Source organism: Symbiobacterium turbinis, assembly GCF_055383075.1.
Genome location: NZ_AP042433.1, coordinates 204342 through 217886 on the forward strand (window position 1 = coordinate 204342; position 13545 = coordinate 217886).

10 protein-coding genes are annotated in these 13545 nt (G+C 70.7%); 7 read left to right on the top strand and 3 right to left on the bottom strand.

Features of this window, described 5'->3' with window-relative positions; all coding sequences use genetic code 11:
• Nucleotides 1-48: 48 nt before the first annotated feature.
• The gene (locus ACZ45O_RS00955; protein WP_464855107.1) at nt 49-1917 is read right to left on the bottom strand and encodes a methyl-accepting chemotaxis protein; all 1869 of its coding nucleotides are present in this window, start codon (nt 1915-1917) and stop codon (nt 49-51) included.
• A gap of 324 nt (nt 1918-2241) precedes the next feature.
• Between ACZ45O_RS00955 and ACZ45O_RS00960 the strand changes: the two genes are divergently transcribed.
• From ACZ45O_RS00960 to ACZ45O_RS00970, 3 genes are read left to right on the top strand one after another with little or no spacing between them, the layout of a single operon-like run.
• Nucleotides 2242-3228 carry a phosphotransferase gene (locus ACZ45O_RS00960; protein ID WP_464855108.1) on the top strand — a complete coding sequence of 329 codons (987 nt, stop codon included), beginning with the start codon at nt 2242-2244 and terminating at the stop codon, nt 3226-3228.
• Nucleotides 3225-4250: a T3SS effector HopA1 family protein gene (locus ACZ45O_RS00965; RefSeq protein WP_464855109.1), complete on the top strand. Its 1026-nt coding sequence runs from the start codon at nt 3225-3227 to the stop codon at nt 4248-4250. The genes ACZ45O_RS00960 and ACZ45O_RS00965 overlap by 4 nt, the downstream gene beginning before the upstream one ends.
• Nucleotides 4251-4267: 17 nt before the next feature.
• Nucleotides 4268-5581: a lanthionine synthetase LanC family protein gene (locus tag ACZ45O_RS00970; protein ID WP_464855110.1), complete on the top strand. Its 1314-nt coding sequence runs from the start codon at nt 4268-4270 to the stop codon at nt 5579-5581.
• Here the strand turns inward: ACZ45O_RS00970 and ACZ45O_RS00975 are convergent.
• Nucleotides 5578-7446, bottom strand: a complete 1869-nt coding sequence (locus ACZ45O_RS00975) for a methyl-accepting chemotaxis protein (RefSeq protein WP_464855111.1) — start codon at nt 7444-7446, stop codon at nt 5578-5580. The two genes, ACZ45O_RS00970 and ACZ45O_RS00975, sit on opposite strands and share 4 nt — an antisense overlap.
• An 87-nt stretch (nt 7447-7533) precedes the next feature.
• Nucleotides 7534-8316: a DNA/RNA nuclease SfsA gene (gene sfsA, locus ACZ45O_RS00980; RefSeq protein ID WP_464855112.1), complete on the bottom strand. Its 783-nt coding sequence runs from the start codon at nt 8314-8316 to the stop codon at nt 7534-7536.
• A gap of 201 nt (nt 8317-8517) precedes the next feature.
• Here sfsA and ACZ45O_RS00985 point away from each other — a divergent pair, with 201 nt between their 5' ends.
• From ACZ45O_RS00985 to ACZ45O_RS01000, 4 genes are all read left to right on the top strand, one after another.
• A complete protein-coding gene (locus ACZ45O_RS00985; RefSeq protein WP_464855113.1) occupies nt 8518-10692 on the top strand; it encodes a S9 family peptidase in 2175 nt (724 codons plus the stop codon).
• Nucleotides 10693-10753: 61 nt separating this feature from the next.
• Nucleotides 10754-11515 carry an AAA family ATPase gene (locus tag ACZ45O_RS00990; protein ID WP_464857604.1) on the top strand — a complete coding sequence of 254 codons (762 nt, stop codon included), beginning with the start codon at nt 10754-10756 and terminating at the stop codon, nt 11513-11515.
• 104 nt (nt 11516-11619) lie between these two features.
• A complete protein-coding gene (locus tag ACZ45O_RS00995) occupies nt 11620-12198 on the top strand; it encodes an NADPH-dependent FMN reductase (RefSeq protein ID WP_464855114.1) in 579 nt (192 codons plus the stop codon).
• 8 nt (nt 12199-12206) lie between these two features.
• Nucleotides 12207-13544 (top strand): hemolysin family protein, encoded by a 1338-nt coding sequence (locus tag ACZ45O_RS01000; RefSeq protein WP_464855115.1) that lies wholly within the window; start codon nt 12207-12209, stop codon nt 13542-13544.
• The last annotated feature ends 1 nt before the right edge of the window (nt 13545 follow it).

Genomic DNA, 13545 nt, shown 5'->3' on the forward strand with positions numbered 1-13545 from the left:
CTGCCCGGGGGCAGGCTCCTGCCTTTTGCTGAGAGGGCGAAGCCGTTTCTAGACCTTGAAGCGCTGGACCTCTGTCTGCAGGTTCTGCGCGGTCTGCGCGAGCTCCTGGGCCGAAGCCGCCACCTGCTCCGACGACGCATTCAGTTCCTCCACGGTGGCGGAAACCTGCTCGGCCGCGGCGGCGTTCTCCTGCGAGACCAGGGCGATGCGCCGCACGGCCTCGCTGACCTCGACCGCACTGGCTGCCATCTGTTCCGTGGCGGAGGTGCTCTCCGCCGTCGCATGGGCGACCGTCCGGAAGGTATCCAGGGCCCGGCCGGCGCTCCCCTGCACCTGCTCCACGTTCGCGGCCAGCCGCTCCATGGCGGCGGCCGCATCCTGGACCACGGTCAGGATGTCCTGCAGGGCCTGCCGGGCCTCGGCGGTCAGCCGGCTGCCCCGGGCGGCCCGCTCGGTTCCCGCCGTCATGGATTCCACCGCCGCCGCCGTCCTGCGCTGGATGCGGCCGATCAGTTCGGTGATCTCTCCGGCCGACGCGGCGGAGCGCTCGGCCAGCCTGCGCACCTCGTCCGCGACCACCGCGAAGCCCAGGCCGTGCTCGCCGGCCCTGGCTGCCTCGATCGCGGCATTCAGGGCGAGGAGGTTGGTCTGGTCCGCGAGCGCGGAGATGGTCTCGCTAATGCTGCCGATCTGGCCTGAGAGCTCCTCCAGCTCGCGGATCCGCTCTGCCGCCGCAGCCACGGCCTCGCCGATCTGCGCGGTCTCCTGCAGCGTGCGCTCCAGAACGTCCGCGCCGCCCAGCGCCCGGTGCGCTGCCTGGGAGGCCTGCTCGGCCGTGTCGTGCACGTCGCCTGCCATGCCGGTGAGATGCCGGGACATCTCCGCGAGCAGGTTCTCTGCCTCCTGAATGTCCTGCGCGGACCGGGTCGCCGCTGCGGCGATGCGGTCGATGGCGGCCTTCAGCTCGGCGACCGCCTCGTTCACCGCGGCCGTCTCCCTTGCCTGCTCCCCGGCGCCCGCGGCCACCTGTTCGATGGCCTGGGCCGTGCCTGAGGCGGCCTGTGCCATGGCCTCTGCGGCCTCTGTCAGCTGCTCGGAGGACGAGAGCACCGATTGCGCGCTCCCGCCGACCCGGCGGACCACGTTTTTCAGGCTCTCGAGCATGTGGTTGAAGGCGCGGGTGGTGTCTGCGACCTCGTCGTTGGCGGTGATGGCCAGCGCCTCCTGGCGCAGGTTGCCGGAGGCGATCTCGGCTGCGGCGGCCGCCATCCGCTGGATGGGCCTGCTCAGGCTACGGGCCATCCACAGGGCCACCGCCACCCCCAGGACCGCCGCAGCGACGGAGGCCGCGATGATGATCCGCTGCATCTCCTGCGTCCGGGCGACCGCATTCTTCAGGTCGATCGCGGCCATGGCGTCCAGGGTGTTCACCAGGTCGGAGACCGACTCCGTCATCCGCCTCGTGGACTCAAGCCCTGCCGTGCGCAGGAGATCCACGGCTTCGTGGTGCCGCTGGCTGTAGGCATCCGCCTGCACCTGCCCGAGCAGGGCCATGTAGCTCTCCTGCTCCGTCTGGATGGCGGAGAGATGGGCGCGCAGGGTCATGTCGCTGGTCATGGCCAGCAGCTGTTCGACCTGTGATGCGAGTTGCTCGCTGGCCTCTTCCAGGGCCGTGATGTACTCGGAGTCGCCGAACAGCATGTAGTTGCTGATGGCCGCAGACTGCTGCAGGAGGTCTGCCTGGATCTGCTGCGCGCCTTTGACGATCGCGTGACTCTGGTTGATCGTGTCGAACTCGGCCATCAGCGTTTCGGTGGCCAGGTAGCCCACCCGGCCCACCGCAATCAGCAGGAGTGTCAGGATGATGGGTGACGACAGAAGCTTCAGCGAGATCTTGATCCGCAAGCGTGTACGCATGGTTGGGCCCCCTCGTGCGTCGCTATTTCGAGAACTTCTGCTGCTGTGCTGCACACTCTGCGACGGCGCTTTGCTGTTTGACTTACAAGAATGATTGTTGGACATTGCCGCTTCATAACCTTCTTTGACTGGCGAAAAATTATCGTGCCGGACAATTTTTGAGCAGGAATAGCACCGCGGCGAGTCGCCCTGGGCTTGCTCGCCCCATCTGTGCGTCGAATTATGTAACCTAATCGACCCCCGCCATCATAGAGTGGGTTGGGCCCGCGGTGAGTGCCGGCCGCACAGCCGCAAGGGCCCGATTCTTGCCGCGGGGTGATCGGTGTGTCTGAGCACAAGCCCCGTAAGCCCATGTTCGACGGAGCCGATTTCCTTTCCGGCGACCTGACCAGCGACTCGCTCGGCCTGGCCCGGTTCTACGCCTGGTGCTGGCAGGCGCCTGAGGCCGAGCGGGTGCGGTCCCTGATCCCCCGGCTCTGCCATGCTGACCCGGCGCAGCCGCTGCTGATCCTGGAGCTCCTGCCCGATGCGGCGCCCCTGTGGCGGCGCTACCAGCAGTCCGGCCCCGAGGCGTTCCCGACCGGCGCGGCGGCGCAGGTGGGCCGGGCCCTGGCCTTTGTTCATGACGCCTTCCGGGGGCTCGACCCGGTAGGAGACCCGGCCCTGGCGTGGCTCGGCCGGGCCTTGCCCTGGAGCTTCACGCTTCACCGTCCCCGTCTGGAGACGCTGGCCGGCATGAGCGCCGCCAACCGGGAGATGGTCCGGCAGATGCAGGCGAGGCCGGAGGTCTTCGAACGCCTGGACGGCCTGCGCAGCCTCTGGCGGGCCGAAACGGTGATTCACGGGGACGTGAAGATGGACAACTGCCTCACGATCCCGAACGGCCGGGGCGGCGAGCGGCTGCTCCTGGTCGACTGGGAGCTGGTGCAGGTCGGCGATCCGGCCTGGGACCTGGCCGGCGCCCTGAACGACTTCCTCTTCTTCTGGGTGGTCTCCATGCCCCACGAGCGGCCGCTGCCCGAGATGGTGGCCGGCGCGCGCTTTCCGCTCCCGGTTATCCAGCCGGCCGTGCGGGCCCTCTGGCTGGCCTACGCCGCCGCCCGCCGGATGCCGGCGGCCGAGGCGGAGGGGCTGCTGGACCGGGCCGTGCGCTTCGCGGCCGTGCGGGCGCTGCAGACCGCCTACGAGATCGCCGGCCACTTTCCGGTCATGCCCGTCCCGTCGGTGCTGCTGTTCCAGGCGGGCATGAACCTGCTGGCCGACCCGGCGCGGGGCCGGGCGGAGCTTTTCGGACTGGGGGATCCGGCATGAGGGCGGCACAGTATTGCGCGGACATCAGGGCGGTGGCCGAGGCCGCCGAGGTGCTGGGGCCCATGCGCTTCGCCCTGCTGGGGGAGGTTCGCGACCTGACCCGGAACCCGGTGGTGGACCCGTCAGGCCGGGAGGTGCGGGATCCCCTTCTGCAGGCGCTGGAAAGCGAACTTTACCGGCGGCTCTACTGCCGGCCCCGGCCGGGCGGCGCCCCGGCGGGGACCGACCCGGCGGAGGAGCGGGCGTTCATCGGGGCGCTCTCCCGGGCCAACCAGGGCAGGGGCACGTGGGAGTCGGGCTGGCGGGTGGCCGGGGTCGAGCCGGACGGGCAGATCGCGGTGACGAAGGACCAGGTCACCTTCTGGGCCCGCCCTTCGCAGGTGCGGGTGAGCGGCGGCGCCGGGCCGCAGGGGCATGCGCCAGGTGCGCCTGAGCCTGGTGCGCTGTGTTCCGTCCGCCTGGGCAAGGAGATCCGCCACCTGTTCCCGGCGTTCTACATGGCCCTGGGCAACGCCCTCCCCGAGGGCCGCCCGCTGCTGCGCCTCTACTGGCACCTGACCCCCGAGGCCGCCGTCCGCTACATGCGGCTGGTGACGGAGGGGCTGGGCGGCGCGGGCATCCCCTTCAGGACCAAGGTCCTGTCGCACCCCCGCCAGTACCTGCGCGCGGACGCGGGGGTGCTCTACCTCGCCCGTTCGGACTTCGACCGGGCCCGGCCGGTGATCGCCCGGGTCTACCGCGAGATCCGGGCCCTGCTCCATCCGGCCGTGCCGCTGTTCACCCGGCCGCTGGCCCCGGGCCTGGGCCTGGCGGAGGATCCGGGAGGCGGGCTGAGCTTCGGGCAGTCCCGGTGCCGGATCGCCGCCGAGGGGCTGGTGCGGGCCCATGCCGAGGGCGCACAGTCGCCGGCCGCGCGGGCGGAGCGGATGGCGGCGGCCTTCCGGGAGCGGGGGCTGGACCCCCTGTGCCCCTACCTGGAGCCGGGGTCCCGCGACACCTACACGTTTGAGCCCGATGGGTGAGAGGGGGAGGGAAACGGGTGAGCACCTCACCGGATGTGCGGGCGGAACTCCTGCAGGGCGCGGCGGCCATCGGCCGCCGGCTGTGTGCGGAGGCCTGGTTCGACGCAGCGGGGCAGCAGTGCAACTGGATGGGGCGGCACGACATTCAGGACGGGCTGCTCGCGCGGTACTCCGTACGCTCGGCCGCGGTGGGGCCGGAGCTTTACGGCGGCAGCGCCGGCATCGCCCTGTTCCTGACCGAGCTCTACCGCCTGACCGGCGAACGGGACTGCCTGCGGACCGCGCGGGCAGCGCTCCGGCGCTCGGTCCGCTTCATGCAGGAAAGCCCCACCGGGGCCTCGCCGCTCTCCTTCTTCGCCGGCCATCTGGGGATGCTCTACGCCGCATGCCGGCTGGCCGACGCGGACCCACCCGCCGGGCCGGCCCGGGAGCCGGCTGGGCCGGCGGGGCTGGCCGGTGAGGTGGCCTGGCTGAGGGACGCGGTCCTGCGGGGGCTGGAGGGCGACCACACCCTGGACGTGATCAGCGGCAATGCCGGCGCGATCCCCGTCCTGCTGGCATTGAAAAAGCGCCGGGGCCTGGAGCCCTTCGGCGCCCTGGCGCTGGAGTGCGGCGAGGAGTTGCTGCGGGAGGCCCGGTGGTCGGGGGAGATGTGCTGGTGGGAGGCCAGCCGGCTGAGCGGCTCGCACACCGTGCCACCCGCAACCGGGTTCTCCCACGGCGCGTCCGGCTGCGGGCTGGCCCTCCTGCTTCTGTATGCCGAAACCGGGGAAGAGCGGTGGCTCCGGGCCGCCCGGGGCGCCTTCGCCTTCGAGGACTCGCTGTTCAGCCCCGCGGCCGGCAACTGGATCGACACCCGCTTTCCCTACCGAAAGGAGGGGGGCGGCCTGCGCGGGACCTTCCAGCGGGGCTGGTGCCACGGGGGGCCCGGCATCGCCATCGCCCGGATGTTCGCCGCCCGCCTGGACCCCGACCGGGCCGATGCGCACAGGCGCATGGCAGAGGTGGGGGTGCGGGTGGCGCTGTCGGCCATCGCGGCGCGGATGGCGGAGCCGGGTGGCGATGCGACGCTCTGTCACGGCATCGCGGGCCTGTCGGAGATCGTGCTGATGTACGGGGAGTGGTTCGACGGCGCGTACCGTGCGAAGGCGGCGGCGACCGCGCAGGCGCTGCTGCGGCGCTACGGGGCGAAGGGCGACTGGCCTTCGGGGGTGAACGCCGGGGGCCCGAACCCGAGCCTGATGATCGGCACGGCGGGCATCGGCTACCACTTCCTGCGGCTGTGCGATCCGGGGGTGCCGCCGGTGCTGGCCCTGACGGCGACCCGCTAAATCCTGAACCGCTTCACCTGCGCCTGCAGCGACTCCGCCGTCTGCGCCAGCTGCTGCGCCGCCTCGGCGACGTTCCCGGCCGAGGTGTTCATCTCCTCCACCGCGGCGGCCACCTGCTCCGCGGCCGCGGCGTTCTCCTGCGACACCTGGGCGATGCGGTTCACCGCGGCGGTGACCTGCGCAGCGCCCGAGGACAGCTCCTCGGTGGCGGCGCTGTTGGACTGGACCGCCTCCGCGACCGCCTCGAAGTTGGCCAGGGCCTCGGCGGCCATCGCCTTCACCTCGTCGACCGCCCGGGCCGCGTCCTCCATGTCGGCCGTCGCCTTGCGCATGGCCTCGAGGATCGCCGCCAGGGAGCCGCCGGCCTCCCCGGCCAGCTCGTTGCCGGCGGCCAGACGGGCCGTGCCGGCCTCCATGGCCGCGACGGCGTCGGCGGTGCCCTGCTGGATGCTGAGGATGAGCTTCGTGATCTCCTCCGCGGAGGTCGCAGACCGTTCGGCCAGCTTCCGCACCTCCTCGGCCACCACCGCGAAGCCGCGGCCGTGCTCGCCTGCCCGTGCCGCCTCGATGGCGGCGTTCAGAGCCAGGAGATCGGTCTGGTCGGCGATCTCGCCGATCGTCTCGCTGATCGTGCCGATCTGGCCGGAGAGCGCCTCCAGCTGCTTCAGCCGCTGCGCCGCCCGGGCCACCACCTGGTCGGCTGCCGCCATCTCCTGGAGCGTCCGCTCGACCACCCGGGCGCCGGACTGCGCCTGCTCCTCCGCCAGCGAGGCCCGCTCCGCCGTCTTCCAGACCCGCTGCGCCATCTGGTCGAGTCCGTCGGTCATCTGGTTCAACAGCGCCGTCGCCTGCCGGATGTCGGCCACCGACCGGGCCGCCGCGTCGGCGATGGAGCGGATGACGGCCTGCAGCCGCTCGACCGTGGTGTTGACCTCGGCCGTCTCCTCCGCCTGCTCCGAGGCGCCGGACGCCAGGTGCGCGATCGCCTGCGCGGAGGATTCGGCCGCCTCCGCCGACGAGCGGGCAGAGCCGGACAGCTCGGCCGAGGCCGCCATCACCGCTTCGGCGCTCTGGCTCACGCGGTGCAGGACGTCGTGCAGGTTCCGGGCCATCTGGTTGAACGCGCGGATGGTGTCGCCGATCTCGTCGCGCGAGGTCTCGGCCAGCTCCTGCCCGCGCAGGTCGCCGCCGGCGATCTCCGCCGCCGCCGCCGCCAGGTGCCGGATGGGCTGGCTGAGCCGGCGGGCCATGTACTGGGCAACCGCGAAACCCAGGATCACCGCCGCCGCCGAGGCGGCGATCACCCCGATGTCCATGATGCGCGCAAGCCTCCGGGAGCCGGAGAGGTCAGCCGTGGCCGCCTCCGTGAGCGACTCCACCAGGCTGTTCACGGCGGAGGTCATCTCCGTCATGGCGGGGACGGCCTCCATCCGCATGATGACGACCGCCTGGTGCTCGTCGCGGCCCCGCAGCTCCTGGCGAATTCTGTCCACCGTGTCGACGTAGGCCGCGTGCATCTCCTGGACTTCGCGGAACTGGTTCCGGGCCGCCTCATCCTCCACCGTTTCCAGGAGCATGGTGAGGGTAGCGGCCACCCGCTCGCGAGCGGTCAGGTACTGCGCGATGTCGCGCGAGTCGCGGTAGAGCACGTAGTTGCTGATGCCGCTGGCCTCCCGCAGCAGATCGGCCTGGAGCGACTGGGCCCCGATGGCTACCGAATAGCTGCGGTCGATGGCCTCCAGCTCGCCCAGCACCGTCTTGGTCACGAACCTGCTCACGAAGCTCATGCCGATGAGAAGCACGATCAGCACGAGGGGGGAGGCCAGCAGCTTCAGAGCAATGCGTGATCGGATCTTCCTGCGCATGGTGGTACCTCCAGGTGCTGTGTTGCGAGATGGGACTTGATCCTATTATGCCACGAGATGCGTACTATTTGGATGCTTAATGTCATATTACGCACCGTCCAGGATGACCGGCAGCGGCCCACCCAGGGTGGCGCCCTCCGGCGTCACGTGCATGACGAAGGCGTGGACCTCCACCCCGGCCCGTGCCACCTCCCGCAGGGTCTCGCCGAAGACCGGGTCGATCTCATCCCACGGCCCGAACGCCTCCGCGTCGTCCCGCTGCGCGATGAAGCAGACCGCCGCCCGGAAGCCCTCCCGCACGGCCCCGGCCAGCGCGCCCAGGTGGCGGGCGCCGCGGGCCGTGGGCGCGTCGGGAAAGCGGGCCACCCGGAGCCCGTCCGCATCGGGCAGCACGGAGGTGACGGACTTCACCTCCACCAGGCAGGGCGGCCGGTCCGGGGCCGTCAGCAGGAAGTCGATGCGGCTGTCGCCGTAGCGGTACTCCGGCCGCACCCCGGCGTAGCCGGCAAACGGGGGGCAGGCCCCTTCCGCCACCGCCCGGTGGAAGAGCTTGCCGGGAAGGGAGGTGTCCACGGAGACCCAGGTGGAGCCGGTGCGGACCATCAGCAGCTTGCCGGCGGTCTTGCGGCCCGGCTTGGGCGTCTCTGCCGGAGGCTGTCCCGGAGCCGGGGTGCCGGTGGCTGATGGCTCCGGTTCGGGCGCGTCCTCCCGCAGCGTCACGATCACCGGCGCTCCCGGCAGGAGCAGCTCCGCCATGCGCCCCGAGGAGGCCACGTGCACCGGCACCTCCCGTCCGTCCTGCAGGCGGACCCGCGCGACGAAGCGGTTGGGGCGCTCCAGGAAGGTTGCGGGGAATCGTCTCTCCGTCACGAGCAGTTCTCCTTTCGTCGTGCCCTCTGGCAGGAATCGACACCATCGGCAGGCACCATATGCCCATGCGACTTCGACTTCATGCCGCCCCATCCCTCTGCCGGTGCCGGCACCGCCGACGGATGCGCCCAGCACGGGCAGGGAGCGAGGGCCCCTCTGTATAACAGAGAGAGGGAGTTCCCGACAAAGGAGGATGCCACCTTGTCCGCAGCGAAGCGTCGGCTGATCCCGGAGGACCTGTACAAGTTCGTGACCGTGAGCGACCCGCAGATCTCGCCCGACGGCGAGGTCGTCGCGTTCGTGCGTACACACACCGACCCCGAATCCAGGGAGCCGCGGTCGCACATCTGGCTGGCGCCCGCGGGCGGAGGCACGCCCGTGCCCTTCACCCGGGGGCCCAAGAACGACAGCTCGCCCCGCTGGTCGCCGGACGGCCGCACCCTGGCCTTTGTCTCCGACCGGGGCGGCGACCGCCAGATCTGGCTGATCGACCGGCACGGCGGCGAGGCCCGCCAGCTCACCCAGATGCGCCACGGGGCGGGGGATCCGGTCTGGTCGCCCGACGGGAAGCACATCGCCTTCACCTCGGCCGTGGGGCCGGGGGACCGGCGGGAGCTCCTGACCCGGGCTAAGAACGAGGCGGACAAGAAGGCGGAGGAGAAGAAGGCCAGGGACGAGGCCCGCACCTTCACCGTGATGCGCTGGCGCAGCAACGCCGCGGGCATCAGGCCCGAGCGCTGGGCGCAGATCTGGGTTGTGCCGGTGCCGGCCCCGGACGAGCCGATGCCGAAGCCCATCCAGGTGACGTGGGGCAACTACGACCACGGCGGCGCGACCTGGTCGCCCGACGGGCGGCTGATCGCCTTTGGCGCCAACCGCACCGAGGATGAGTCGTTCCGGGTGCGCGACATCTTCGTCACGCCGGTGCCGGATGCCGACTCGCCCGCTGCCCGTGCCTCCGTGGCCCCGCCCGAGCCCGGGGCAGAGGAGCCGGGGGAGGAGGAGGCGAAGGCCCTCTCCGAACGGCTCCGGAAGGCCGCGGAGGAGGCCGAGGCCGCGTTCCGGCCGCAGAACATCACGGGCGGCATCGGCGCGTTCCAAATCGCCCGCTTCTCGCCTGACGGCGCGACGCTGGCCGTCATCGGCCACCAGAACGAGTTCCACAACGCCACGCTGCCCCGGATCTACCTCTACCCGGCAAGCGGCGGCGAGCCCCGCATCCTGGAGCACCGCGACCTGCAGATCGGCAACAGTGTCGGCGCCGACGTGCGGCCCGGCGGCCTGGGGATCGAGGCCACCTGGTCGCCGGACGGCCGGCGCATCTACGTGCCCGTCGTGCGGCGCGGGGCCTGCTCGGTCTACGCCTTCCCGGTGAGCGGCGACGAGCCGGAGCAGGTGGTCGGGGGCGAGCGGGAGATCTACGCCGGCACCTTCGACCGGAGCGGCGAGCGGCTGGCGTTTGCGGCCGGTTCCATGTTCGAGATCGGCGACGTGTACGTGCGGGAACTGGCCAGCGGCGAGGAGCGGCGGCTCACCACCGTGAACGAGAAGCTGTTCGCCGAGATTGAGTGGCCCGAGGTGGAGGAGCTGAACTTCAAGGCCCGGGACGGCTGGGACCTGCACGGCTGGCTCATGAAGCCGGTGGGCTTTGAGGAGGGCCGGAAGTACCCGCTGGTGCTCGAGATCCACGGCGGGCCGCACACCTGCTTCGGCCACGCCTTCTACCAGGAGATGCAGATCCTGGCTGCGGCTGGGTACGGCGTGCTGTTCATCAACCCCCGGGGCTCCACCAGCTACGGGCAGGTCTTCGTGGACGCCGTCCGCGGCGACTACGGCAACCGCGACTACAATGACCTGATGGACGCGGTGGATCACGCGCTGACCTTCGGCTGGGTGGACGAGAAGCGGCTGGCCGTGACCGGCGGCTCTTACGGGGGCTTCATGACCAACTGGATCGTCACCCAGACCGACCGCTTCGCTGCCGCCATCACCCACCGGTCCATCTCCAACTGGGTCTCCTTCAGCGGCACCCCGGACTTCGGGCCGTTCTTCAACCAGATCCAGCACAAGGTGGACGACCCCTGGTCGCCGGAAGGGGTGCAGGAGCTCTGGCGCATCTCGCCGCTGGCCTACGTGAAGAACGTGAAGACGCCGATCTCCATCATGCACTCCGAGTTCGACTTCCGCTGCCCCATCGAGCAGGCGGAGCAGTTCTACATGGCGATCAAGTTCTATGGGCAGGCGCCGACGGAACTGGTGCGCCATCCCCGGTCCAACCACGACCTCACCCGGCAGGGCCCGCCCGTCCTGCGGGTCGACCGGTTCCACCGGATCCTGCGCTGGTTCGGGAAGCACTGCCCGGCCAACCAGGGCTAGTGCGCGCGAAACTGGATAAACGCTAAGGCGGGGCCGGGTTCGGCCTCGCCTCGTGCGCAACATGGGGGTGATGGACACGTACCTGCGGGAGGTGTCCCTGCGGCGGGATCTGGTCCGCGACTGGAACGTGTACCCGTACGACATTCCGGCCATCCGGCATCTGGACCGACTGCGGTTCCGCACCAACGTGGTCTTTTTCGTGGGGGAGAACGGGTCAGGCAAGTCGACGCTCCTGGAAGCCATCGCCGGCCAGTGCGGCTTCAGCCCCGCGGGGGGAGGACGGTCTGACCTGCTGCGGGTGGAATCGGCCGAGAGCGCCCTGAGCGGCACGATCCGCCTCTCCTGGCTGCCGAAGATCAGCGAGGGTTTCTTCCTGCGGGCAGAGACCTTCTACCACTTCGCCTCCTACCTGGATGAGCGTGCCCGGGATCCCCTGAGCGGGGGCAGGCGCGTCTACGACCGCTACGGCGGGAGATCGCTGCACGAGCGCTCCCACGGCGAGGCGTTCCTGGCGCTCTTCACCCACCGCTTCGGCCGGAAGGGGCTCTACCTGCTGGACGAGCCCGAAGCCGCGCTCTCTCCTGCCCGGCAGCTGGCCTTCCTGCGGCTGATCCACGACCTGGGGCCGACCGCCCAGTGGGTGATCGCCACGCACTCGCCCATCCTGCTGGGATATCCGGGTGCGCAGATCATCTCGTTCGATGCGGCGCCGCCGGCGGAGATGGCGTACGAGGAGACGCCCCATTACCAGATCACCCGGCACTTCCTGGAGCGCCGGGAGCGGATGCTGGCCGAACTGTTCCGCCCCGACGGTGAGTCGTGAGCCGCCCGGCTTCCTGCGCATACCGGCAGCCCGCATGGGTGAAACTGGTCTCGGGTTCCGCGCGGACCAGACCCTGCCATGAACGGGATGTAGGAGGCGCGAGAGTGGTCAGAATCGCGATCATCATCGGCAGCACGCGGCCGGGGCGCAACGGCGAGGCGGTGGCCCGCTGGGTGTACGAGCACGCCAGCAAGCGGACCGACGCCCAGTTCGAGCTGGTGGACCTGAAGGACTTCAACCTGCCTGTGTACGACGAGCCGATGCCGCCGTCGTTCGGGAAGAACTACCAGCACGAGCACACCAGGCGCTGGTCGGAGAAGATCGACTCGTTCGACGGGTTCGTCTTCGTCACGCCGGAGTACAACCACGCCACATCGGGGGCCCTGAAGAACGCCATCGATTACCTCTACCTGGAGTGGAACAACAAGGCCGCCGGCTTCGTGGGTTACGGCAGCCTGGGCGGCGCGCGGGCCATCGAGAACCTGCGCGCCATCATGGCCGAGCTGCAGGTGGCCCACGTGCGGCAGCAGGTCTCGCTCTCGCTCTTCACCGACTTTGAGAACTTCAGCGTGTTCAGGCCCAACGAAGAGGTGCACCTGCCCGCCCTGAACACCATGCTGGATCAGCTCGTCGCCTGGAGCGCCGCGCTGAAGCGCGTGCGCCAGGAGGCCACCGGAGCGTAAGAGACACTGTGGCGCAGTGGCGGGCGTTCGGCCTCATCTTCGGGCTGATCCTGATCAACGCGTTCTTCGCGGCCGGCGAGATCGCCGTGGTCTCCTCCCGGCCTGTGCGCCTCCGGCAGCTGGCCGAACAGGGGAACCAGGCGGCCTGGGCGGTGCTTCAGCTCATGAAGGACCAGAGCCGCTTTCTGGCGACCATCCAGGTGGGCATCACGCTGGCGGGCTTCCTGGCCAGCGCCTCCGCGGCGGTGGGGCTTTCCGCCGACCTGGGGGCGGCGCTTCAGCGGCTGGGGCTCAGCCCGGCGGTGGCCGGCAGCGCGGCCGTGGTGGCGGTGACCCTGCTGCTTTCGTACCTCACCCTGGTGCTGGGCGAGCTGGTGCCGAAGCGAATCGCGCTGCAGTCCCCGGAGCGGGTCGCCCTGCTGGTGGCCCGCCCGGTGGTGTTTATCGCGCGCCTCACCCGGCCGTTCGTCGCGCTGCTCACGGCGTCCACCAATCTGGTGGTGCGCCTGCTCGGCGGCCAGGTCGAGCAGGCCGAGCAGGGGATCTCGGAGGAGGAGCTGCGGCTCTACGTCGCCGAGAACACGGGGCTCCAGGAGGCGGAGAAGCGCATGATCGCCGGCGTCTTCTCCTTCGGGGACCGCACGGTGCGCCAGGTGATGGTGCCCCGCACCGAGATGGCCTGCCTGCATCAGGACGCGCCGCTGCCGGACGCCCTCGCGGCGGTGCGCCGCCACGGCTTTTGGCGCTATCCGGTCTACCGGGAGGACTACGACGACATCGTCGGCATGGTCACGGTAAAGGACCTGCTGCGCCACGTGGACCGGCAGCGCGACGGCCCCCGGGTCGCGGAGGTCATGCGCCCCGCGTGGTTCGTGCCGGAGTCGAAGCAGGCCCTGAGCCTCCTGAAGGAGATGCAGGCCGCAGACGAGCAACTCGCCGTCGTCGTGGACGAGTACGGCGGCGTGTCGGGGCTGGTCACGATGGAGGATCTGCTGGAGGAGATCATCGGCGAGATCGCGGAGGAGCCGCTGCAGCCGGGGGCGGAGCAGGGCGAGATCGAGCTGGACGCCGGCGAACCCGTGGACGAGGTGGCCGAGCGGCTGCGCATCCCCATCCCCGGGAGCCCCAACTACGAGACCCTGGCCGGGTACATCCTGCACCACCTGGGCGCCATCCCCGCCGAGGGCGACGAACTGGCCGTCGGCGGCTGGCGCCTGCGGGTGGAGCGCATGGACGGCCACCGCATCGACGTGGTGCGGGCGGTGCCCGACAGGCCGGACGCGCCGGGCGCACCGGAGGTGCAGGAGCCGCAGCAGGAGACCCGGCCCCCGGCCCCGCCCGGCTGAG